Origin of the sequence: Microbacterium natoriense (genome assembly GCF_030816295.1) — a bacterium.
Classification (GTDB): domain Bacteria; phylum Actinomycetota; class Actinomycetes; order Actinomycetales; family Microbacteriaceae; genus Microbacterium; species Microbacterium natoriense_A.
In genome coordinates this window covers 2,650,366-2,671,486 of sequence record NZ_JAUSXV010000001.1, presented here as the reverse complement: position 1 = coordinate 2,671,486, position 21,121 = coordinate 2,650,366, and the positions used below count along the sequence as shown (strand labels likewise).

Annotated in this window: 23 protein-coding genes and 1 pseudogene; 6 read left to right on the top strand and 18 right to left on the bottom strand. The window is 66.3% G+C overall.

What is annotated here, in order from left to right; translation table 11 throughout:
* Window positions 1-13 precede the first annotated feature (13 nt).
* The 3 genes from QFZ53_RS12455 to QFZ53_RS12445 form a co-directional block, all read right to left on the bottom strand.
* Window positions 14-538, bottom strand: coding sequence for a hypothetical protein (locus tag QFZ53_RS12455; RefSeq protein WP_307296847.1), 525 nt, complete (start codon window positions 536-538; stop codon window positions 14-16).
* Between the two features lie 10 nt (window positions 539-548).
* The gene (locus QFZ53_RS12450) at window positions 549-1,073 is read right to left on the bottom strand and encodes a hypothetical protein (RefSeq protein WP_307296845.1); all 525 of its coding nucleotides are present in this window, start codon (window positions 1,071-1,073) and stop codon (window positions 549-551) included.
* A 124-nt stretch (window positions 1,074-1,197) separates the two neighbouring features.
* Complete coding sequence (locus tag QFZ53_RS12445) at window positions 1,198-1,581, bottom strand: hypothetical protein (RefSeq protein ID WP_307296842.1); 384 nt, start codon at window positions 1,579-1,581, stop codon at window positions 1,198-1,200.
* Between the two features lie 109 nt (window positions 1,582-1,690).
* Here QFZ53_RS12445 and QFZ53_RS12440 point away from each other — a divergent pair, with 109 nt between their 5' ends.
* On the top strand, window positions 1,691-2,146 hold the full coding sequence (locus tag QFZ53_RS12440; protein WP_307296839.1) for a MarR family winged helix-turn-helix transcriptional regulator: 456 nt from the start codon (window positions 1,691-1,693) through the stop codon (window positions 2,144-2,146).
* A gap of 27 nt (window positions 2,147-2,173) precedes the next feature.
* On the opposite strand, the gene QFZ53_RS12435 is transcribed toward QFZ53_RS12440, so the two are convergent.
* Genes QFZ53_RS12435 through QFZ53_RS12415 form a run of 5 tightly spaced genes read right to left on the bottom strand, consistent with a single transcriptional unit; the run spans window position 2,174 to window position 7,031 of the window.
* The gene (locus tag QFZ53_RS12435) at window positions 2,174-3,196 is read right to left on the bottom strand and encodes a hypothetical protein (protein ID WP_307296836.1); all 1,023 of its coding nucleotides are present in this window, start codon (window positions 3,194-3,196) and stop codon (window positions 2,174-2,176) included.
* 35 nt (window positions 3,197-3,231) lie between these two features.
* Window positions 3,232-3,816: a hypothetical protein gene (locus QFZ53_RS12430; RefSeq protein ID WP_307296833.1), complete on the bottom strand. Its 585-nt coding sequence runs from the start codon at window positions 3,814-3,816 to the stop codon at window positions 3,232-3,234.
* Window positions 3,817-3,839: 23 nt separating this feature from the next.
* Entirely contained in the window at window positions 3,840-6,194 is a 2,355-nt protein-coding gene (locus tag QFZ53_RS12425) for an excinuclease ABC subunit UvrA (protein ID WP_307296830.1), read from the bottom strand.
* Window positions 6,195-6,216: 22 nt separating this feature from the next.
* Window positions 6,217-6,627, bottom strand: a complete 411-nt coding sequence (locus tag QFZ53_RS12420) for a VOC family protein (protein WP_373426286.1) — start codon at window positions 6,625-6,627, stop codon at window positions 6,217-6,219.
* 5 nt (window positions 6,628-6,632) lie between these two features.
* The gene (locus QFZ53_RS12415) at window positions 6,633-7,031 is read right to left on the bottom strand and encodes a helix-turn-helix transcriptional regulator (protein ID WP_292908834.1); all 399 of its coding nucleotides are present in this window, start codon (window positions 7,029-7,031) and stop codon (window positions 6,633-6,635) included.
* A 180-nt stretch (window positions 7,032-7,211) separates the two neighbouring features.
* On the opposite strand from QFZ53_RS12415, the gene QFZ53_RS12410 reads away from it, so the two are divergent.
* On the top strand, window positions 7,212-7,799 hold the full coding sequence (locus QFZ53_RS12410) for an HdeD family acid-resistance protein (RefSeq protein WP_307296826.1): 588 nt from the start codon (window positions 7,212-7,214) through the stop codon (window positions 7,797-7,799).
* Window positions 7,800-7,868: 69 nt separating this feature from the next.
* Here QFZ53_RS12410 and QFZ53_RS12405 read toward each other — a convergent pair.
* Window positions 7,869-8,634: pseudogene (locus QFZ53_RS12405) on the bottom strand (SDR family oxidoreductase).
* A 121-nt stretch (window positions 8,635-8,755) separates the two neighbouring features.
* Between QFZ53_RS12405 and QFZ53_RS12400 the strand changes: the two are divergent.
* The 4 genes from QFZ53_RS12400 (at window position 8,756) to QFZ53_RS12385 (ending at window position 11,417) form a co-directional block, all read left to right on the top strand.
* Window positions 8,756-9,229, top strand: a complete 474-nt coding sequence (locus QFZ53_RS12400; RefSeq protein ID WP_307296823.1) for an NfeD family protein — start codon at window positions 8,756-8,758, stop codon at window positions 9,227-9,229.
* A gap of 8 nt (window positions 9,230-9,237) precedes the next feature.
* Complete coding sequence (locus QFZ53_RS12395) at window positions 9,238-10,155, top strand: SPFH domain-containing protein (protein ID WP_292908744.1); 918 nt, start codon at window positions 9,238-9,240, stop codon at window positions 10,153-10,155.
* The gene (locus QFZ53_RS12390) at window positions 10,152-10,928 is read left to right on the top strand and encodes a glycerophosphodiester phosphodiesterase family protein (RefSeq protein ID WP_307296819.1); all 777 of its coding nucleotides are present in this window, start codon (window positions 10,152-10,154) and stop codon (window positions 10,926-10,928) included. Before QFZ53_RS12395 ends, QFZ53_RS12390 begins: the two co-directional genes overlap by 4 nt.
* Window positions 10,929-11,033: 105 nt before the next feature.
* Window positions 11,034-11,417 (top strand): RNA polymerase-binding protein RbpA, encoded by a 384-nt coding sequence (locus QFZ53_RS12385; RefSeq protein WP_292908748.1) that lies wholly within the window; start codon window positions 11,034-11,036, stop codon window positions 11,415-11,417.
* Here QFZ53_RS12385 and lnt read toward each other — a convergent pair.
* Genes lnt through QFZ53_RS12340 form a run of 9 tightly spaced genes read right to left on the bottom strand, consistent with a single transcriptional unit; the run spans window position 11,414 to window position 21,095 of the window.
* Window positions 11,414-12,937, bottom strand: a complete 1,524-nt coding sequence (gene lnt / locus QFZ53_RS12380) for an apolipoprotein N-acyltransferase (protein ID WP_307296814.1) — start codon at window positions 12,935-12,937, stop codon at window positions 11,414-11,416. The genes QFZ53_RS12385 and lnt overlap by 4 nt on opposite strands.
* An 11-nt stretch (window positions 12,938-12,948) precedes the next feature.
* Window positions 12,949-15,411 carry a DEAD/DEAH box helicase gene (locus QFZ53_RS12375; protein WP_307296811.1) on the bottom strand — a complete coding sequence of 821 codons (2,463 nt, stop codon included), beginning with the start codon at window positions 15,409-15,411 and terminating at the stop codon, window positions 12,949-12,951.
* Entirely contained in the window at window positions 15,408-16,172 is a 765-nt protein-coding gene (tatC, locus tag QFZ53_RS12370; RefSeq protein ID WP_307299403.1) for a twin-arginine translocase subunit TatC, read from the bottom strand. The genes QFZ53_RS12375 and tatC overlap by 4 nt, the downstream gene beginning before the upstream one ends.
* Before the next feature lie 53 nt (window positions 16,173-16,225).
* The gene (locus QFZ53_RS12365; protein WP_307296809.1) at window positions 16,226-16,477 is read right to left on the bottom strand and encodes a twin-arginine translocase TatA/TatE family subunit; all 252 of its coding nucleotides are present in this window, start codon (window positions 16,475-16,477) and stop codon (window positions 16,226-16,228) included.
* A 30-nt stretch (window positions 16,478-16,507) separates the two neighbouring features.
* Window positions 16,508-17,497, bottom strand: a complete 990-nt coding sequence (locus tag QFZ53_RS12360; RefSeq protein ID WP_292908756.1) for a helix-turn-helix transcriptional regulator — start codon at window positions 17,495-17,497, stop codon at window positions 16,508-16,510.
* The gene (locus QFZ53_RS12355; protein ID WP_307296805.1) at window positions 17,494-18,480 is read right to left on the bottom strand and encodes a helix-turn-helix transcriptional regulator; all 987 of its coding nucleotides are present in this window, start codon (window positions 18,478-18,480) and stop codon (window positions 17,494-17,496) included. The genes QFZ53_RS12360 and QFZ53_RS12355 overlap by 4 nt, the downstream gene beginning before the upstream one ends.
* Window positions 18,480-19,385, bottom strand: coding sequence for a hypothetical protein (locus QFZ53_RS12350; protein ID WP_292908760.1), 906 nt, complete (start codon window positions 19,383-19,385; stop codon window positions 18,480-18,482). The genes QFZ53_RS12355 and QFZ53_RS12350 overlap by 1 nt, the downstream gene beginning before the upstream one ends.
* Before the next feature lie 4 nt (window positions 19,386-19,389).
* Window positions 19,390-20,415, bottom strand: coding sequence for a tRNA (adenine-N1)-methyltransferase (locus QFZ53_RS12345; RefSeq protein ID WP_292908762.1), 1,026 nt, complete (start codon window positions 20,413-20,415; stop codon window positions 19,390-19,392).
* Window positions 20,412-21,095, bottom strand: a complete 684-nt coding sequence (locus tag QFZ53_RS12340; protein ID WP_307296800.1) for an HAD family hydrolase — start codon at window positions 21,093-21,095, stop codon at window positions 20,412-20,414. Before QFZ53_RS12340 ends, QFZ53_RS12345 begins: the two co-directional genes overlap by 4 nt.
* Between the last annotated feature and the right edge of the window lie 26 nt (window positions 21,096-21,121).

Sequence of the window (21,121 nt, the reverse complement as noted above, 5' to 3'; positions counted from 1 at the left end):
CGGAGCTGTCAGTTCAGTCGTCGCTCGCGACGAACAGATTGAGCTTCGTTCGATCGGGAGAGACTCCTACGAACTCGAGGAAGCCCGTCGTACCGATCGCGTCGCCCCAATCGTGCTGCGCGACCGAGCGAATATCCGGCAATTCATAAATGGTCCAGGCAGAGGGGAGCAACTCGTCGATCATGGTCCTGACCCTCGTGAGAAATGCTGCGGGAACACCGCCATATGCGCTGGCCCACGCTTCGATCTTTCGGACTGCCTCCGAACGCTCTATGTCAACGAAGGTCTCCGCGGAGATGGCTTCGAGCCAATAAGGCCCATGTATTAGGCCGCCGGGAGCGGGGGAGGCGATTGCGGGCTCAGCAAAACTGTGGTCATACCAATCGTCTGCCACCAGTGCGGCGAGTAGTTCGAAGTCGCTGCTCCGGTGACCGCTCGAGGAACTGACGCTGAAGCGACGGGAATCGATCCAGCGGAAATCTGCTCCGGTCTCCCGAAAACTCAACCCCGGAGAGTCGATGTAGATCAGCTCAGTCATCGCAGAACCGCTAGTTGTAGTTGAAGCAGCGATCGGGCGCCGGCGTCGTCTCCGGCTCGCCCAGGTACAGGATGAACCAGTTCTCCGCGGTCGCCAGGTCGATGTGCGCGTCGAGCAACGTGCAGGCGTACAGCACGCCATCCTCGCTTCGAAAGTCGGCGTCGATCCAAGAGATACCGCAGGGTGACTCAGGTCCCGTCGTCAGCGTGATCCGGTTCTGGGACGCGGCGTCGTCCTGCTCCACCCAGGTGCCCGAGAAGTCTACGGTCTCAGATCCGCGCAACTCGTCCGCCGTGCGCGGCGTGTGGCCGCCACAACCCAGATCCACTGGCCACGCACTCGCCCGGAACGTACCATCGTCGGCGAGCTCGAGTGTTGCGGGCAGGTCGCTTCCCGCACGCCATGTTCCGTACGCGTCCTCCTCAGTGAGGCTGAAATCGGAATCCGTGCAGGCTGTCAGCATGAGCATGGCAGCGATGCCGGCGCCTACGGCACCAAATCGACGACGGCGCCATTTGGACGCGAGGTTGGTCACAAGCCCATCATGCAGTATTGGTCAGGTTCCTGATTGGGGAGAGGCCTCTGCTGGGGAGGCCTCTACGCCGCTCATCATGGGACGACAGAGCTGAGCTGACATAATGTGCATTATCGGTTACAACTCATTTCGCGGGAATACCTGATTCCCGGAAGCGGCTGGCGATGTCGCGCACGGCGGATAGCGTGCGAACGGTGGCCTCTCGATCGGCTGACGTGATCGCTTGAGTGATGCGCGATGCCACATGCGACGTCTTGATGCGCCCTGCTTGCAGCGCGGAAAGCCCTGAGGCGCTCAGCGTCACGCGATCTCCATCGATCATGACGAGCCCGGCGTTCGACATCCGCTCGAGCGTCACGTCGAGGTCGCCCGCCCGGACAGCGAGCGCGCCCTGCAGATCGGTCGTCGTCAGCGAGGCTATGGCGAGGATGTTCGCTGCAACCCATTCAGTCACTGACCCGAACGGTCCACCTTCGAGCACGCGCTCGGTGAGCAGCGCGTCAAGCACTCGTTCAGTACGGCCGATCTCCTGCTGCAGTGGTGTGGACATGCGCCCTCCTATATCGTTGGTGTAACCAACGTATCACATTGTTGGTACCACCAACGGATGGATTCGAATGTCTTTCACAGACCTGCCGACGTGGATGCTGAGCCAGGCGCACCAGCGAGCCCACAGTATCCTCGCCGCCAAGCTCGGCGAGGTTGATGCACGAGGCTACGACTATCGAGTTCTCGACGTCCTCGCTGCGAGCCCCACTCCCCTGTCTCAGGTGGCGATCGGCTCGTTGGCTCGACTCGACCGCCGCGACGTGACCGTCACGCTCGCTGCGCTTGAAGAGGCGGAGTTCGCCGAACGCAAGCCTGATCCTGACGATGCGCGCCGCAACCTCGTCACTCTGACAGCCACTGGGCACAACCGGTGGGAGCTCCTGGCCGCGTTGGCAGCGGATGCGCAGGAGGATATCCTCGCTCCGCTCGACGCAGAAGCGAGAGACGCGTTCCTCGGCGCCCTTCGGCTCCTCGGCGGAAAGAGTCCAGCATTCGATGACTCTGGAGCGGACGCCATGGAATGAAGAAGCCCGTCCTCGCCGTCTCGACAGCTACTCTGCGGTCACGCACGCCGACGTGATCGTCATGTGCAGCATCCCGTCGATGCTGGTCCTGTCGCGGATGCTCATCCGCGCCACCGGAAGCGTCTCGCTGTAGCGGATGTCCTCCTGCATCGCACGATCAGCGTCATACCCGGCCGCAGTCCATACGTCGAGAATCTGAGAGACGGAGCGTGCATTGTCGCCGGTGCCGAAATCGAGGATCGTCTCCCGTTGAACTCCGTCGCCTTCCAGACATGACGCCGATATCGGCACCGCCGAGGAAGCGTCGATCGGCACTCCGGTCCCGTCGACGACCGTCCCGATCGACGCCTCGAAGGAGTCGGCGATGAGATCGCTCACGGCGGCATCCACGTCCTCCGACGACAGCGGTGTCGGCGTGATCGTCGGGGTCGGCTCCGATGAACTGCGAAGACCTGCCGGGTTCGACATGCCGCACTCACGTCGGCTGTCATCGAACACAGGCAGAACGATCGGGGGCGCGCCACCAGCGCCCACACTCGACGAGTCGGTCGCATAGCGCAGGACCCACTTTCCGTCTTCCTCCCTGAAGGCATACGTGCCGTTCGCGAAGGGCTTGTACCCGTCGTCTCCCCAGGAACGCCCCACGTGCGTAACGACGACCGGACCTTCACGGTGAAAGACGACTCCGTTTGACGCGAACAAGAACGAGCGCTCCACGGCGACGTAGCCGGTGTCGCACCCCTGATACACCAGTGGGGTCACCGTCATGTCCGATGTGACCAGCAGCGCGAAACCCGCCAGTGCAGTCGCGCACGACGCGGCGATGCCGCCGAGGATCGACATGGGCAGCATCCATCGCGGTACGCCGACGCTCCAGATCCCGACCGTCAGGGCGAGCAGGGCGACAGCCATAGACGACGCGATCAACGACGTCCCGTCGGCAGAGCCGATGAGAACGGACGCCGCACCAGATGAGCCCTCTTCGACGCTCACCACGCTGACGAGCACAGCGGCGGCGACGACGAGCACTCCGCCAGCCCACCGGGCCACACTCCGACGAGTATTCATGTACCGTGCCGCGTCGATCAGCCTTCTCCCGGCCGTCCCCACGATCCGCCGCCGGGAGGCGTCGGACACACTGCATCCACTGGCGTCGCCCCGACCTCCGCGCGGATCGCGGATCCCTCCGGCGTGGTGACGTAGGTAAACGCGATGCCCTCGAACGAATCGCCTCCGGGCGTCACCCCGGTCGTGACATTGTCGTACCCGCCCTCGTCTGTAAGGGGCGCGGGAAAGTTGGGGACCAGTCCAGGAGTAGGATGCTCCTTCATCCAGTTCAGCGCTTCCACCGTCGACATGCCCTCGACGCTCCAGTAGCCGGTCGCTGTCAGCGTCGGGGTGCAGACCCATCCTTGGAACGACATGGTGAACTCGTCGCTGGTGCTCTTCTCCGACCGCACGGCGCTGGGCGGCACGGGAGTCGTCTCGAGCCACATGTCGGCGCGCTGCTGCGCCTCGAGCTCGGCGGCTGATGCCTCCGCCGTGGCGCTCGGCAGCGGCGACGGTTCGCTCGAAGCCGTCGACGTCGGCGCGGTCGACGACGCACAGCCGGTCAACAGTCCGATCAGCGCGGCAGCACCGATGACCAAGATCCCCCCACGAGTTCTCATGGCTCGGACCCTACACGATCCGGTCAGCCCCCGACATACTCCGCCAGGTGCTCCCCCGTCACCGTCGACCTCGCCGCGACGAGTTCCGCGGGCGTTCCCTCGAAGACCACGCGCCCTCCGTCGTGCCCCGCACCGGGACCGATGTCGATCAGCCAGTCCGCATGAGCCATGACGGCCTGATGGTGCTCGATCACGATCACCGTCTTCCCTGATTCGACCAGTCGGTCCAGCAGGCCCAGGATGTTCTGCACATCGGCGAGGTGCAGACCGGTGGTGGGCTCATCGAGGACGTAGACGTCGCCCTTCTCCCCCATCTGAATCGCCAGCTTGATGCGCTGCCGCTCGCCTCCCGACAAGGTCGACAACGGCTGACCGAGCGACAGGTAGCCGAGCCCCACATCCTCGAGTCGGCCGAGGATCGCGGCGGCCGCGGGCAGCTTCGCCTCACCCTCCGAGAAGAACAACCTCGCTTCGGCCACCGGAAGATCGAGGACTTCGGTGATGTCCTTGCCCGCGAGCTTGTACTCCAGCACGCTCGCCTGGAACCGCTTGCCGCCGCAGTCCTCGCACGGCGTCTCGATCGTGTCCATGAAGCCGAGTTCGGTGATGATCACCCCGGCGCCCTTGCAGGTGGGGCATGCGCCCTCCGAATTCGCGCTGAAGAGCGCCGGCTTGACGCCGTTGGCCTTCGCGAAGGCCTTGCGGATCGGCTCGAGGAGCCCGGTGTAGGTCGCCGGGTTGCTGCGGCGCGATCCCTTGATGGCGCCCTGGTCGATCGCGACGACGCCGTCGCGCTTCGACACCGAGCCGTGGATCAGCGAGCTCTTACCCGAGCCGGCGACGCCGGTCACGACGGTGAGAACGCCCTTCGGGATATCGACGTCGACGTTCTGCAGGTTGTTGACCGCGGCGCCGCGGACTTCGATCGCGCCGTCGCCGGTGCGAACCGCACCCTTCAACGCGGCTCGGTCGTCGAGGTGCGTTCCCGTCTTCGTCCCGCTCGCCTTGAGTCCCTCGACCGTGCCCTCGAAGCAGATCTCGCCGCCGGCGCTCCCGGCGCCCGGTCCCAGATCGACGACGTGATCGCCGATCACGATGGTCTCGGGCTTGTGCTCGACGACCAGAACGGTGTTCCCCTTGTCTCGAAGACGCAGAAGCAGGGAGTTCATCCGCTGGATGTCGTGCGGATGCAGCCCGATCGTCGGCTCGTCGAAGACGTAGGTCACATCGGTGAGCGACGAACCGAGATGGCGGAGCATCTTGATGCGCTGCGCCTCTCCTCCGGACAGCGTGCCCGAGGGGCGTTCCAGTGACAGGTAGCCGAGACCCAGCGTCACGAACGCGTCGAGATTGGCGCTCAACGCTTCGAGCAAGGGGCCGGCGCCGGTGAGTGTGAGCCCGCGAACCCAGTCGGCGAGATCCGTGACCTGCATGCGGCACGCGTCCGCGATGCTGATCCCGTCGATCTTCGACGATCGCGCGCCCTCTGTGAGCCGGGTGCCGTCGCACTCCGGGCATGTCGCGAAGGTCGCGACGCGCTCGACGAAGGCTCGGATGTGGGGCTGCAGCGCGTCGAGATCCTTCGAGAGCATCGACTTGGTGATCTTGGGGATCAGACCCTCGTACGTCATGTTGATACCGGAGATCTTGACCTTGGTGACTTCTCCGTAGAGGAAGAGATGCCGCTGCTTGTCGGAGAACGACGAGATCGGCTTGTCAGCAGGATAGAAACCCGACTCCGAGAAGCCCTTCACCATCCAGCCGTCGGCCGTGTACCCCGGCACCATGATCGCGCCCTCGTTCAGCGACTTCGACTCGTCGACGATCTGAGCCAGGTCGAGGTCGGAGACCGCTCCCCTGCCTTCGCACCTGGGGCACATGCCGCCGAGGTAGATCGCGTCCTTGACGATCTTCTTCTCGCCGCCGGGACCGGTCATCACGCCGCTCGCCTTCTGCGTCGGGATGTTGAACGAGAACGCGGTGGGGCCCCCGATGTACGGCTGCCCGAGCTTTGAGAAGAGGATGCGCAACATGGCGTTCGCGTCGGTCACAGTGCCGACCGTCGAACGCGGATTCGCTCCGAGCCGCTCCTGATCGACGATGATCGCCGTCGTGAGCCCCTCGAGTACGTCGACGTCGGGGCGCGGCACCGATGGCATGAAACCCTGTACGAACGCGCTGTACGTCTCGTCGATCATCCGCCGCGACTCGGCAGCGATCGTGTCGAAGACGAGCGAGCTCTTGCCCGACCCCGACACTCCCGTGAACACCGTCAGGCGTCGCTTGGGGATGTCGACGCTGACCTCTTTGAGATTGTTCTCCCTCGCGCCCTGGACCCGGATGATGTCATGGGCGTCTGCTGGGTGTTCGACGGTCATCGTCATCCTCTTCTTGTTCGTGTCAGGCGCTCTGCTGCAGACGCACCATATTGCCAGCCGGATCGCGGAACGCGCAGTCACGCACGCCGTAGGGCTGATCGATCGGCTCCTGCACGATGTCGGCGCCCCGGGATTCGATGGCCGCGAAGGCCGCGTCCACGTCGTCGGTCGCGAGGACGATGCCGCCGAAGCTGCCCTTCGCCATGAGACCGAGCACGGTGGCGCGCTCCTCGTCGTTGATGCCCGGGTCGACGGCGGGCGGCGTGAGGACGATCGCGGTGTCGGGCTGCCCCTGTGGGCCCACGGTGATCCAGCGCATCCGGTCGTAGCCGACGTCCTTGCGGACCTCGAACCCGAGCACGTCGCGGTAGAAGGCGACGGATGCGTCGGCATCCGTGTGCGGGAGGAAACTGGCGTTGATGGTGATGTTCATGATGATCAGGCTAGGTGCGCGTCGGTGCGCGGCGCTTCTTGATTCCTGATCGGTCTGATGACCTGCTTCGCCAGGAACGTCGGGATGCCGTCGACGTCAGCGGCTCGCGCGCGGTAGACGCTCGGTGAGACGCCGACCAGCTCGCTGAATCGCGTGCTGAAGGTGCCCAGCGAGGAGAACCCCACCTCGAAGCACACGTCGGTGACGCTGATGTCACCTCTGCGCAGCAGCGCCATCGCGCGCTCGATGCGGCGGGTCATCAGGTACGAGTACGGAGACTCGCCATAGGCGTCTCGGAACGTGCGGCTGAGATGCCCCGCCGACATGTGCACTCCCCGCGCGAGCGCCTCGACGTCGAGCGGCTTCGCATAGTCGCGGTCGATGCGGTCGCGCACCTTGCGCATCAGCACCAGCTCACGCAGCCGCGCATCATCGACAGGAGTCACACGTCGATCCTGCCATGTCGCCGCATGTACTCATATATCGCTCTGCGACACCCCGCCGCAGGTCTCCCCCGCTTCGTCGCAGCCGAGGGCTACGCTGGGGCACATCCCTCACAGGATCTTCCCAGAAAGGGTCTACACATGTCCGAATCCCTCGCCGCCGACGCCAAGGCCGCCTTCAAAGCGATCCGCGTCTCGCTCGCCGTCTCGGGCGCATTGTCGCTCATCGCCGGCATCGTCCTGCTGGTCTGGCCGGTCAAATCGATCGTCTTCGTCACCGGCATCTTCGCCGCCTATCTGATCGTCGCGGGTCTCGTCTACATCGGGCTCGGCATCTTCTCGAGCTCCAAGGGCGGATGGGCCCGTGCCGGGCACATCGCCCTCGGCGTGCTCTACATCGTGGCCGGCGTGATCGCCTTCTCGAACCTCAAGGAGGCAGCGGTCACCTTCGCCCTGATCACGGTCGTGTTCATCGGCATCAGCTGGCTGTTCGACGGCATCGTCTCACTGACGCTGCTCGGGAACGACGGATCGCGCACGTGGACGCTGCTCTACGCGATTCTCAGCATCATCGCGGGTGTCTTCGTGCTCTTCAACGTGCTCGCCGCAGGCATCTGGCTGTGGATCTTCTTCGGCACCTCGCTGGTCGCGCTCGGCATCGTGCAGATCATCCGCGCGATCACGCTCGGGCGTGACGCGAAGGCTGTGAAAGACGCCGTCACCGGCTGACACTTCGCCGTCGACGCAGATCGGCCCCGAACTGTTCGCAGTTCGGGGCCGATCGTCTCTTTCAGCGGATCATTCCGCGACGAAGCCGCTGACGTCGCCGACGAGACGGGTGTTGTCGACGGGAACCGGGTCGATCGCCGCCTTCGCGACCTCGGCCGCGAACTCCGACACGTTGTAGAGCTTGCCGGCCGACTCACGTCGCTCGGAGATGGCGCCGGGGTTGGCGCGCTCGAGAAGGGTCGCCGTGATCGTGCCCTCGATCATGTCGCCCGAGACGACGGTGAAACCGATGCCCTTCTCGGTGAGACCGGGGATGAGCTCGCGCAAGGCGTCTTCCCCGGCACGCTTCGAGAGCGCGACGGGGAGGTACTCGGGCATCGTCGGGGTCGTGCGGATGAAGTGCGCCTGGTGGCTCGTCACGAACACGACGCGCGCCCCCTCACCGAGAAGCGGCGTGGCCGCGTTCAGCACGTTCAACTGGGCGTCGCGGTTGAGAGTGAGGGCGTAGTCCTCGGCCATACCGGACTCCATGCCGCCGGAGGCGTTGAGCACGAGCACATCGAGCCGGCCGAACTCGTTCTTCACGGCGGTCGAACATCTCCGCCACGGATGCCGGGTCTGTGAGGTCGGCGCCCACCACGAGCACACGGCGGCCGAGCTCGCGCAGCTCGTTCGCGAGCTTCTCGGCGCGCGGAGCCTTGTTGCGGAAGTTGATGACGACGTCGGCTCCGGCCTCGGCGAAGTAGCGCACGGTGTCGGCGCCGATGCCGCGCGACGAGCCGGTGACAAGAGCGACCTTGCCGTCGAGGGAACCTGCGGGAAGAACGTCGGACACGGTGACTCCTTGAGATGCGCTGATCGCCGCGAGAACGCGACCCACTCACATTACCAACGGCCGCCCGGGGTACCCTCGGCGGCGCTCAGCACCGTGATAGGTTGACCGCAAAGGAGGCCGCATGAACGATGTCACGACTTTCGTAGAGTTCATCGACCAGTGGGCATGGATCGGGTGGCTGGTGCTGATCGCCGTCTTCCTCGTGATCGAGATGCTGTCGTTGGACTTCACCTTCCTGATGCTGAGCTTCGGGGCGGCAGTCGGCCTCATCACCGATCTGATCGGCATCCCCGTCTGGGCTCAGGTGATCATCGCCGCGGCCGCGGCGGCCCTCTTCATCCTCTTCATCCGGCCGCCTTTGCTGAAGAGGCTGCATCGCGGTGAGGACCCCACGAAGTCGAACGTCGATGCGCTCATCGACCTGCGCGGCCTCGCACTGCAGGAGATCACGCAGGTCACCGGTCAGGTCAAGCTCAGCAACGGCGACACCTGGACTGCCCGCACAGCGTCTCCCGTCGCCATCCCCACTGGAGCCACGATCGCCATCACGGCGATCAACGGCGCCACCGCCATCGTCCGTCCCGTCAACGACTAGGAGAACCAGTGGACGACTCCAACTTCATCCCCACCGCGATCGGGTGGATCCTCGCGATCGCCGTCATCATCTTCGTGGTGGTGACGCTCGCACGCTCGATCCGCATCATCCCCCAGGCGACCGCCGGCGTGGTGGAGCGGCTCGGCCGCTACCACAAGACGCTCATGCCGGGTCTGAACATCCTGGTGCCGTTCATCGACCGTCTGCGTCCGCTGATCGACATGCGCGAGCAGGTCGTGTCCTTCCCGCCGCAGCCCGTGATCACCGAAGACAACCTGGTCGTCTCGATCGACACGGTCGTGTACTTCCAGGTGACGGATGCTCGGGCGGCGACCTACGAGATCGCCAACTACCTCGGCGCTGTCGAGCAGCTCACGACCACGACACTCCGCAACGTGGTCGGCGGTCTGAACCTCGAAGAGGCGCTGACCAGCCGCGACAACATCAACGGCCAGCTGCGCGTCGTCCTCGACGAGGCCACGGGCAAGTGGGGCATCCGCGTCGGACGTGTCGAGCTCAAGGCGATCGATCCGCCCGTCTCCATCCAGGATTCGATGGAGAAGCAGATGCGCGCCGAGCGAGACCGCCGTGCCGCGATCCTGACGGCCGAGGGCTCCAAGCAGTCGCAGATCCTCGAAGCCGAGGGCCAGCGCCAAGCCGCCATCCTCCAGGCCGAGGGCGACAAGCAGGCCGCCGTGCTGCGCGCGCAGGGTGAAGCCGAAGCCATCCAGAACGTCTTCACCGCCATCCACCAGGGGCAGCCGGACGACAAGCTCCTCGCCTACCAGTACCTGCAGATGCTGCCGAAGATCAGCGAGAGCTCCTCGAGCAAGCTGTGGATCATCCCGAGCGAGCTCACCGAGGCGCTCAAGGGCATCGGCAGCGCGTTCACGCCGAAGCCGCCGACGGGCACGCCGGGCGCGTGACGCACCCGTACTTCGCGAAGACACGCCACCCTCGAGTCCTCGCCCACCGCGGTCTTCTCACCGCGGCAGGCGAGGACTCCGGTGTGTGGGAGAACAGCGCGGCCGCTTTCGCCGCGGCTCACGCCGTGGGAGTCGAGTACATCGAGACCGACTGCCATGTGTCCGCCGACGGCGACGTCGTGCTCTTCCACGACCCCGACCTCACCCGTCTGAACGGCGACACGCGCGCCGTCGCCGAGATCGGCACGCGCGAGCTGCGCGCCATCTTCGCAGACCACGGCGGACTGCTCACGGTCCGCGAGGCCCTCGATTCCTTTCCCGGGGTCCGCTTCAACATCGATGTCAAGACGGATGCCGCTGCGGAGCCGCTCGGAACGCTCGTCGCGCCGCACGCTCATCGAGTGCTCGTCACGAGCTTCTCGGATGCACGACGGCAGGTGGCGATCGCTGCGGCCCTTCGCGGCGGCGCCGCCATCCGCCCTGCGACATCCGGTGGCAGCCGCACCATCGCCGCAATGGTGGCTCTCTCCGCTCTGCACCTCTCCCCCGGCCGCGTTCTCCGCAGCCTCGACGCACTCCAGATCCCCGAACGGCAGCGGGGCATCCGCGTGCTCACCCCCGCCCTGATCCGCGCCGCTCACCGACACGATGTCGAGGTCCATGTGTGGACCGTGAACGAGGCGTCCGAGATGACACGTCTGATCGAGGCCGGTGTCGACGGCATCGTCTCCGACCGTGCAGACCTCGCCCTCGAGACGCTCGCCGCTCCTTAGGTCGTCGCGCTGGGATTCACCTGTGAATCCGCGCGAGAACACGTCTTCTCGGATGAGAAGCACAGGCTCGAGCGTTATACCTGACAGCGACGAGAGGACCACACAATGGCAGATCGCAGCCTGCGCGGCATCCGACTCGGCGCCCAGAGCCTACAGAGCGAAGAGGGCGTCGTTTTCATGGAGCGCCGTGAAACCACCTACACCTGTGACACATGCGGTCACGTCACGAACCTGATGTTCGCGGCTGACGCCGAGCCGCCCCAGACCTGGGAGTGCCGCTCCTGCGGCGCCGAGGCGCGCCTGAACGTCGACGGCCACGCCGTCACGCTCGAGGTCACCGATGAGAAGGCCGCACGTACGCACTGGGACATGCTCCTGGAGCGCCGCACCCGCGCCGAGCTCGAAGAGCTTCTCGAAGAGCGCCTCGCGGTTCTCCGCGCGCGCCGCGGTGCCGGCGAAGACCCGACCCGGCAGAAGATCGGCGCCTAAGCGCGCCGGGAGCGCCACCACCCGATGAGAAGCGCTCCCATCCCGCCCCATAGCAGCAACTGCTGAATCCAGGGGCTCAGCACGACACCAGCCGTGAGGCCGGAGCGAAGCTCGACATCTTCGAGCATCGCCCCGGCCTCATCTGCATCCAGGGCCGTCACGGTCGTCCCGTCGGGGCGGATGATCTGGCTCGTGCCCACCGTCGAGATATTCACCACGCTGCGACCCGTCTCGATCGCGCGCATACGCGCGAACGCGAGTTGCTGCAGGTTCTCATCCGTCCCGCGGAAGTCCGCGTTGTTCGTCTGGAACACGAGAACTTGAGCCCCGTCCGTCAGACTCTGGTGCACCAGGTCGTCGTAGATGACGTCGAAGCAGATCGCCAAGCCGACCTTCACTCCGTCGACGTCGACGATCGGCGGGTTGACTCCCGGCGTGTACTCACGGCCGATCAGCCCGATGAGGTCGGGCACGATCGCGTAGTAGAACGCCCGATCCGGCACGTACTCGCCGAACGGCACAGGATGCCGCTTGTCGTGTGTCTGCTCGGCTGTGCCGTCCGGCATCCACAGCATCGAGGTGTTGAAGTAGAGGTCGTCACGACCCGTGGCGGCGTTCGCCAGCAGTGGGGCACCGATGTTGTTCGCGACACGAGTCATCCGGCGCGCGGTGGCCGAGTCCTGGAACGGGTCGTAGTCGAGCGACCCCTCCGGCCACACGAGCAGATCGACGTCTTCTCCGTACAGCGGCTCGGTCGCAGCGGTCTGGGCATCGATCACCGAGTAGGGCTCGCGCTGGTCGAAGTATCCGGTCGGGCCGTTTCCCTGCACGGCGGCGATGCGCATGGAACCGGCCCCCGCTGTCGGGAAAAGCGGTGTGAACAGCAGGACGGCCACGACCGCAGCGGGAGCGACGAGGCGCATGGGACGCCGCCAGACCCCGAGACGCGTCGTCTCGATCAGCATCGCCACCAGCAGCACCATGAGGAAGCTCAGCCCGCTCACGCCCAGCCATGACGACACGGGCGCCAAGGGGCTCTCAGCCTGCGTCATACCCAGGCGCGCCCAGGGGAAGCCGCCGTACGGCCAGTTGCCTATGAACAGCTCACGGCCGACCCAGAGCGCCGCCACGACGGCGGGGAGCACGACGAGTCGCCCCGCACGGCCGGGGAAGGCTCGAGGCAGCCAACGGTAGGCCAGGGCGATCGGGATGAGCGCGATCGCCGTCAGGCCTCCCTCGACGACGCTCAGCGCCGCCCACGGGATCGGGCCGAGATAGCGAGAGGTCCACGAGACGAGCAGCGCGAAGAAAAGGATGCCGTACACGAGCCCGACCAGGAGCGCCCCGCCTGCACGTCGGCCGATCAGCGCCAGGAGCAGGAGAGCGACCGCGGGGAACGCGAGGACCCAGATCGCCGGTCCGGGGTAGGAGGCGTACATCAGCAGAGCGGCAGCGGCGGCGGCGGGCAGCGCCAGAGGAAGAGGAAGCAGCGCGCGCGGGCGCACGGACGTGTCGGACATCGGAACCCCGGTCACATCGACGAGTAGGCGACGATGCCCCGACGGATGCCGTCGAGGGCGACTCGGGCGTTGCGGGCGAGGGCGGCGTCTTCGGCGACGATCGAGAGCTGATCGAGGAGGTCGATGGTCTGCTTCGCCCAGCGGACGAAGTCCCCCGCGGCCATGTCTGCGTCGATCAGCACGCGGTCGAGCATGCCGCCGCGCGCCCAGGAGTGCATGGCGCCGGCGAGGCCCGGGGCCAGCGGTTCGGTGCCGGGCAGATGGTGGTCCTTCTCGAGGTCGTCGAGCTCGGCCCACAGCGTCGTGGTCTTGTCATACGCCGTGCGGAACGCGCCGCGTGGGAGGTTCCGCTCCCCCGCGTTCGCCTCGTCGCGCCGCGGCTCGTACACGAGGCAGCAGGCCATCGCGGCGAGAGACGGCGCGTCAAGACCCGTCCAGAGCCCCTGGCGCAGGGACTCCGCGACGAGAAGGTCGCGTTCTCCGTAGATGCGGCGCATCGTGCGCCCGGCATCCGTGAGCGACGTCTCACCGTCGACCACGGTGAGGTAATCCAGCGTCTCGAGCACCTCCACGACCCGGTCGAAGACACGAGCGACCGTACCTGTACGGGTCTCGATCTGACGACGGATGCGGTCGGTCTGCCGCTTGAGCTTCCAATAGCGCTCCGCCCAGCGGGCGTGATCCTCGCGGTCGGGGCAGCGATGGCATCCGTGGCGCTGCATCTGGCCTCGAAGCGACTGGATGCGTTTCATGCGTGTGTCGCGTGCACCGCGCGGCGCATGCGCATCCTGACGGTTCTTCTTCTCGAGGTCGCTGAGCTCACGACGGATCGCACCGTACTCGACGAAATCGCCGTGTTCGCACTCCATCGCCTTCTGGTAGCCGGCGAGCGATTCCTCGGCGTCACGCACCTGCCGCGCCAGGCCCACCACGGCACGGTCGGCCTGGAACTGCGCGAACGACGACTCGAGGATCTGGCGGGCCCTGCTCTTGCCGAACAGATCGATCAGATTGACCGCCATGTTGTACGTCGGACGGAAGCTCGAGTTCAACGGATAGGTGCGGCGAGAGGCGAGCGCTGCGACCGCCTGCGGGTCCATGCCCTCGGTCCACTGCACGACCGCATGGCCCTCGACGTCGATGCCGCGGCGTCCCGCGCGTCCGGTGAGCTGCGTGTACTCCCCCGACGTGATCGCGACGCGGGCCTCGCCGTTGAACTTCTCCATCTTCTCGAGCACGACCGTGCGCGCCGGCATGTTGATGCCGAGCGCCAGCGTCTCGGTCGCGAACACCACCTTGACGAGCTTTCGCCGGAAGAGCTCCTCGACGACCTCTTTGAAGGCGGGGAGGAGTCCCGCGTGATGCGCCGCGACGCCGCGCTCGAGGTCGTCTAGCCACTCCCAGTACCCGAGGATCCCGAGGTCCTCGTCCTGAAGGGAACGCGTGGACTCCTCGACGATCGCGCGGATCTCTGCGCGCTCCTCGGCCGAGGTCAGTCGGAGGCCCGAGCGACGCACCTGCTGCACGGCCGCGTCGCAGCCGACGCGGCTGAAGATGAAGAAGATCGCCGGCAGGAGATTCGCGCGATCGAGCAGGTGCACCACGTCCGGCCGGTCGACGCGCTCGATGCGTCGGGCATCGGGCCTGCGCCCGCCACGCTGCGGCCGCTGCGCCTGCCTGCCGGCGTGCCGATCGCTGCGATACGACTGGGCACGTCGGTTGTTGTCGTAGTTCGAGCCGGTGGAGGAGCGGATGCGCATGAGCTCCTGATTGACCTTCGTCGTGGCGAGGCCCGCGCGTTCATCAAACAGCGGCAGCAGATCGTCGCGCACGAGCACATGCTGCTCGAGGGGAACCGGGCGGATCTCGGAGACGATCACCTCGGTGTCGCCGCGCACGGTGTCGAGCCAGTCGCCGAACTCTTCGGCGTTCGACACGGTCGCGCTGAGCGACACCAGACGCACATGCTGCGGAAGGTGGATGATGACCTCTTCCCACACCGCCCCGCGGAAGCGGTCGGCAAGGTAGTGGACCTCATCCATCACCACGTAGCGAAGGTCGCGCAGCGCTGCGGAATCGGCATAGATCATGTTGCGCAGGACTTCGGTGGTCATCACGACGATGCGCGCGTTGCCGTTGATGTTGGTGTCGCCGGTGAGGAGCCCGACCTGATCGGCACCGTACACATCGACGAGTTCGCGGAACTTCTGATTCGACAGAGCCTTCATCGGCGTCGTGTAGAAGGCCTTGTCGCCCGGTGTCTGCATCGCGAGATGGATCGCGAACTCGCCCACGATCGTCTTGCCCGCTCCCGTGGGGGCGGCGACGAGCACACTGTGTCCTCGTTCGAGAGCGTGACAGCCGGCGACCTGGAACGGGTCGAGGTCGAAGCGCTGACGTGCGGCGAAGGCGCTGGTATGCGGGTGCTCGGACGCCTCCCGCGCCGCAGCGTAGCGCTCGGCGGGCGAGCTCACGAGACGTCCGGCAGCAGGCCCTCGACCTTGGCGCGCTTGGCGCGACGCCGGTCGAAGAGCAACGAGACCAGGGTCGCGGCGAAATACAGGACGATGAGGATGCCGGCGAGGAGGAACATCGAGAAGATGTCGGCGGCCGGGGTCGTGATCGCGGCGAAGAGGCAGGCGATGAGAATCGCGATCCGCCAGCCTTTGAGAATCGCCTTGCCGCTCATCACACCCGCGACGTTCAGAGCCACGAGGAAGACCGGCAGGACGAACGAGACACCGACCACGAGAACGAATTTGAACATGAAGTCGTAGTACTGACCGGCGTCGAAGTAGTTCACGCCGCCCTCCGGAACGAAGGTGGACATGATCTCGATCACGTGGGGAGCGACGAGAACCGCAACGTAGCCGCCCGCGAAGAAGAGCGGGATCGCGGCTCCGACGAACCCGAGGGTGTATCGGACTTCTTTGCGGGTAAGCCCCGGCATGATGAACGCCCAGACCTGCCACAGCCAGATGGGCGCGGACAGCAGCATGCCGATCGCCAGCGCGATGCGCATGCGGAGGTCGAACCCGGAGGAGACGGCCGAGAAGACCAGCTGGGCGAACGTAGTGTCAGTCCCGCGCTCTTCATCGAGGATGCGGATCGGACCGGTGATGTACCAGATGACCTGGTCCGTGACGAAGAACGCGATGATCATGCCGACGGCGAGGCCGATCACGGCGATGATCAGCCTCTTCCGCAGCTCGACAAGGTGCGCCGCAAGCGTCATCCGCCTCTCGCGGGGCGGGACGACCTCGGGCGCAGCGGAACTCTTGGCCACGCCTATGAGGAGCGCGGCGGCGTGTCGGTGCTCGGCGCCTCTGCCGACGTCGTGGTGCCCGAAGCGGTGTCGGAGGGGGTGCCATCTGCTTTGTCGGCGGCATCCTCTGCCTTCATCGCCTTCATCTCACCTCGGAACACACGAGCCGACTGGCCCATGCTCTTCGCCAGCGCAGGAAGCTTCGCTGCCCCGAAGAGCAGCAGGATGATGATGAGGATGATCCACAGGTGCGGACCGGCGAATAGATTGCCCATGAGAAAGTCTCCTCGTTGATTTCTGTCAGTCTAACCGGCGTCGCTGCCGTCAGGTCGGTAGTAGAGCGCGAGTCCGGCTGCGGCCCAGTCGTGGGTTGCCGCTCGGGCGATGCCAGGCTCGACGACTTCGAGCGCGCCGCCGAACCTTGCCGCGAGGCGTTTGATGCTGCGGGGATCGGCCAGGTGCAGCCGTGCCGTGACGATGCCGCCCTGCGCCTCCACGCCGTCGACCGAGAAGAAGGCGCCCAGAAGGGGCGCAAGACGCTCGGGAATGCGCACCGTGACCTCGCCGTCGTCGGCAGCTGCGGAGAACGCCTCGGGGACGGGCTCTCCGCGATGGGTGATGGCGATGTCTGTCAGCTGCGGGTCGCTCACGCGATCGAGATGGAAGGTGCGCATCGCCTGACGCAGATGGCACCAGCCCTGCAGGTACCACTGGCCGTTGGTGATGAGGATCTGCACGGGATCGACTGTGCGCGTCGTGGGCTCGGCATCCGGAGCCTTGTAGGTGAACGAGACGGCGACGCCGCCCTGCACACCAGTCGCGACCACCGTGCGCACCTCGTCGATCGCCGTGGGCGCCACCACGACCTCCGCCGGGGCGTCGGCTGCTCCTCGGGAGAGCTTGGCTATGAGGCCCTTCACGAGACCGGTGTCGGAGACCGCGGGCACCGCGGCGACCATCTGGAGGCCGGCGAGCAATGCGGCGGCTTCACGGGCGGTGAAGCGTGGAACTCGTCGAAGCGCCACATCGTTGGTGATCTCGATCACGTCTTCGTCGTCGAGCAGATCCCAGTTGATGTCGAACATCTCCTGCGGCTGCTGCCAGAATCCGGAGTCACCGGGCAGGCCGATGACGGTGAGCTTCTCGACCATGGACCGCATCTCTTCGCGGCCGACGCCGAACTCTGCCGCGGCCTCGTCGAGTGAGACCTGACCGTGCTCGAGCAGATACGGCACGAGGGTCAGATAGAGCCGCACGCGGTCGGCAGCGAGCAGAGGCTTCGGTTGCGCGCTCATCGGTCCACCTCCGCGTTCGCCTCGACGACGGCGTGCAGACGCGCGATCACGGCATCGCGCAGCGCGATCGGTTCGACGACACGGACTTCTGGGCCGTAGGAGGCCAGTTCGTCGGCGAAGATGTGGACGTCGACGAAGGGCACGGTGATTCCCTGGACAGCCGGCTTCGCGCGGCGCCCCAGCCGCAGGGACGCCTCGGTTCCCGGTGTCACCTCGAGAAGCGCCGAATTGCTCGCGGCGACCTCCTCGAGTCCGGCGATGGCTCGATCCCCCGCTCCTTCGCGCAGTGCAGGGTCGAAGGAGGCGGTGGTGATCTTCACCGCACCGACGATGCGGCTCAGCAGGAACGTGCGATCTCCCCCGGCCTCGACATCGACACCGAAGACGTGCCAACGGGCCTCGTAGTCGACGAGAGCCAACGGGCGGATGCGGCGGGTGCGGGCAGCGTCCTCCCCCGGCTTCAGGTAGTCGAAAGTGACGACGCGGCTCTTCTCGATCGCCTCCTGGAGCGGCGCGAAGGCGGCGTCCCTCGCCGTGATCCGGGGAGCGAAGCCGATGATCGGCTCGTCGCCGTCGATACCCAGAGCTCGGATCTTGCGGACGCCAGCCTGGGCGTCTCCCGAGACCGATTCGGCGCTCCACACGCTGCCGGCGAGCTGCAGCACGGCCAGCTCGGCCGGAGTGAAGTCGATGTCGCTCGGCAGATCGTACTCCGCCTGAGGGATACGATACCGGGCCTCCCGGAGGTCGTTCGGGTCGCTCGCCTCGCCGATGGTCTCGACGGGAACACCCAGCTTGCGCAGCTCGTCCTTGTCGCGCTCGAACATCTTCTCGAGTGCATCCGAACGCGCCCCTGCATCCGCTCGCTGCCGGTACCCCGAGACGTTGTCGAGGATCTGCTGCTTGGTGAGCCCGATCTCCGTGGCCATCAGCGCCACGACGAGATTCGTCAGACGCTCCTCCGCGGGAATCCCGGCTGCCATCACTGCTGCTGCTGAGGTGCCGCTGTCGTGATGCCGAGGATGTCGACCACGAGAACCTGCGCGGGCGACGAGTCCGCCGCGGGCGTGACGATCATGATCTGCGAGCCGACGGTCGCCCCGACCATCTCGGGAAGCGGCGACGTGACGAGAGACGTGGAGCCCCAGCTGGTGCCGGCGACGCTCTTGTCGTCCCAGTTCAGCACCGTGTGGTTGACGACCACGAAGTCGCCCTCCTTCACCTTCGGGCCGTCACCCTTGATGAGCGTCTGCACGACGGCCTCCTTGGGGGCCGCGGAATCCGGGATGATCACGCCGGGTGTGCCGTCGGGTGCGCGCACGACGGTCGGCAGACCGCGCGCGTCGTTGAACTGCGGGGTGCCCTCGGCCTTCGGCAGGAACACGTGCCCGATGTCGAAGACGATCACGATGCTCCCGGCGTCGGCCTGGGCGCCCATGTCCTTCGGCGTCAGCAGACCGACGACGCGGCTCCCACCGGTCGCGCACTGCAGAACCTTGCTGAGCGCCGGGGACACCTGGCTCCAGTAGGCGATGTCGTGCGGCTGCGTCGTCGAGGCGTCGTAGCCGGTGGTCTGCAGCTTGTCCCCGGTCTCCCCGTCGTACGTCGTGACGTTCGCGATGAAGGGCTGGTTCGCGCTCACGACGGCGGTGCCGTCGCCCACGACGGCGTCGACGAACGTCGAGGACTTCGCCGACACGGGGGCGTAGACCTCGACCTTCGGCTCGGAGCCCACGTCGCCCGAGGTGCTGACCGAGTCCGCCAGGGTCGTCGAGGCGTTCGCTGTGCGGTCGCAGACTGCGCCGTCGAAGGAAGGCGTCGAGGAGCAACCCGTCAGGGCGAGGACGGCAAGGCTGAGGGACGCCAGAGCGGCGGAGGTTCTACGCACGGGCTCAAGCATATTCCGTCGCGTCGCCGGTGTCGCGCGCTGCGGCGGCGAGGCGTGCTCCCTCGGCGGCCTTCGCGGCCTCGCGAGCGCGCTTGCGCAGGTTCTTGTCGTTGATCTCCCGATCGCCCACTGCACCCGGCGTCCACAGCTCGACGTCCTCGTCTCCATAGCTGCTCTTCGACGCACGCCGCTTCACGGATGGAGCGATGGCCCCTGGCGCGAGACGGCGGGCGGTGAGCAGGAATCCCGTGTGCGCGACCATCCGATGATCTGGGCGCACTGCGAGGCCTTCCACGTGCCAACCGCGCACCATGGTCTCGGACGCATCGGGATCCGTGAAGAGCCCGGTGGCGCGGATGTACTCGGCCACCCGCGAAAGCTGGGTCGCTGTCGCGATGTAGCAGAGCACTACTCCCCCAGGTGTGAGGGCGTCGGCGACGACGTCCATGCACTCCCAGGGCGCCAGCATATCGAGCACGACCCGGTCGACGGTTCCCGCCTCGAACTGTGCGGGCAGCTGCTCGGCGAGGTCGCCCACCACGACTTCCCATGTCTCAGGCGTCTCTCCGAAGAACGTGGCGACGTTGCCCCGCGCCACGTCTGCGAAGTCGTCTCGACGCTCGAACGACACCAGCCGACCGGCCGGACCGATCGCTCGCAGGAGCGAGAGCGACAGAGCACCGGACCCGACGCCGGCCTCGACGACGACCGCACCGGGGAAGACGTCGGCCTGCATGACGATCTGGGCGGCGTCCTTCGGGTAGACGATCGCAGCGCCTCTCGGCATGGACATCGCAAAGTCCCTCAGCAGCGGGCGCAGAGCGAGGTAGTCGTGGCCGGAGCTGTTGGCTACGACAGAGCCGTCCGGCAGTCCGATGAGATCGCGGTGCCGCAGGACGCCGTGGTGCGTGTGGAGCTCGCCGTCCTCTCGGAGCGTCACGGTGTGCAGACGCCCCTTCGGCCCCGTCAGCTGCACACGATCGCCTTCGCGGAAAGGTCCGCTCGGTCGCTTCGCTGTGGATTGGGTCATCGGGTGGCTCCTGTCAGAGACGTCAAGCGGGTGAAGAGATCGGCGATGTCGGATGCTCCGCGCTCGGCGAGAGTGGGCCACAGCTCATGGGCGCCGACGCCGTCGAGAGAGACGATATGCGGCACGCCGAGTGCCACTGCACCAGAGGCGATGCCGGCGCGGAGGCCGGTGGGAGAATCCTCGATCACGACAGTGTCGGAGATGTCGACGCCGAGCAGGGCGGCGGCCTGGAGATAGGGCTCGGGATGGGGTTTCGAGTTCTTCACATCATCGCCGGCGACCACGATGTCGAAAGCCTCGAAGTCGATGAGATCGACGACTCCGAGGGCCATGCGCCGCAGCGACATGGTCACGAGGCCCGTGCGGATACCGGTGGCCCGCAGGTCATGCAACAGCTCCCGAGCGCCGGGGCGGAACGGCACGCCCTGCGTCCGCAGCGCCTCCTGGACGGCATCCGTCAAGCGCGAGATGATCGCCTCCGCGGCCATGTCCACTCCGGCGTTCTGCAGGATGATGGCGCTGTCGATCAGGCCGTTGCCGACAAGCTGCAGAGCGTCGTCGTGGGTCCAGTTGCCGCCGTAGGACTCGACCAGGGCCGTCTCGGCAGCCATCCAGTACGGCTCGGTGTCGACGAGTGTTCCATCCATGTCCCAGAGGACTGCGCCCGGCTGTCTGCTCACTGAACCATGTTAGCCGTGGCTGCACC

Coding starts and splice junctions, on each gene's coding strand:
- QFZ53_RS12455 (WP_307296847.1), bottom strand. CDS start 538: ATGACTGAGCTGATCTACATCGACTCTCCGGGGTTGAGTTTTCGGGAG.
- QFZ53_RS12440 (WP_307296839.1), top strand. CDS start 1,691: ATGTCTTTCACAGACCTGCCGACGTGGATGCTGAGCCAGGCGCACCAG.
- QFZ53_RS12430 (WP_307296833.1), bottom strand. CDS start 3,816: ATGAGAACTCGTGGGGGGATCTTGGTCATCGGTGCTGCCGCGCTGATC.
- QFZ53_RS12425 (WP_307296830.1), bottom strand. CDS start 6,194: ATGACCGTCGAACACCCAGCAGACGCCCATGACATCATCCGGGTCCAG.
- QFZ53_RS12420 (WP_373426286.1), bottom strand. CDS start 6,627: ATGAACATCACCATCAACGCCAGTTTCCTCCCGCACACGGATGCCGAC.
- QFZ53_RS12415 (WP_292908834.1), bottom strand. CDS start 7,031: ATGCGCAAGGTGCGCGACCGCATCGACCGCGACTATGCGAAGCCGCTC.
- QFZ53_RS12410 (WP_307296826.1), top strand. CDS start 7,212: ATGTCCGAATCCCTCGCCGCCGACGCCAAGGCCGCCTTCAAAGCGATC.
- QFZ53_RS12400 (WP_307296823.1), top strand. CDS start 8,756: ATGAACGATGTCACGACTTTCGTAGAGTTCATCGACCAGTGGGCATGG.
- QFZ53_RS12385 (WP_292908748.1), top strand. CDS start 11,034: ATGGCAGATCGCAGCCTGCGCGGCATCCGACTCGGCGCCCAGAGCCTA.
- lnt (WP_307296814.1), bottom strand. CDS start 12,937: ATGTCCGACACGTCCGTGCGCCCGCGCGCGCTGCTTCCTCTTCCTCTG.
- tatC (WP_307299403.1), bottom strand. CDS start 16,172: ATGACGCTTGCGGCGCACCTTGTCGAGCTGCGGAAGAGGCTGATCATC.
- QFZ53_RS12365 (WP_307296809.1), bottom strand. CDS start 16,477: ATGGGCAATCTATTCGCCGGTCCGCACCTGTGGATCATCCTCATCATC.
- QFZ53_RS12360 (WP_292908756.1), bottom strand. CDS start 17,497: ATGAGCGCGCAACCGAAGCCTCTGCTCGCTGCCGACCGCGTGCGGCTC.
- QFZ53_RS12355 (WP_307296805.1), bottom strand. CDS start 18,480: ATGGCAGCCGGGATTCCCGCGGAGGAGCGTCTGACGAATCTCGTCGTG.
- QFZ53_RS12345 (WP_292908762.1), bottom strand. CDS start 20,415: ATGACCCAATCCACAGCGAAGCGACCGAGCGGACCTTTCCGCGAAGGC.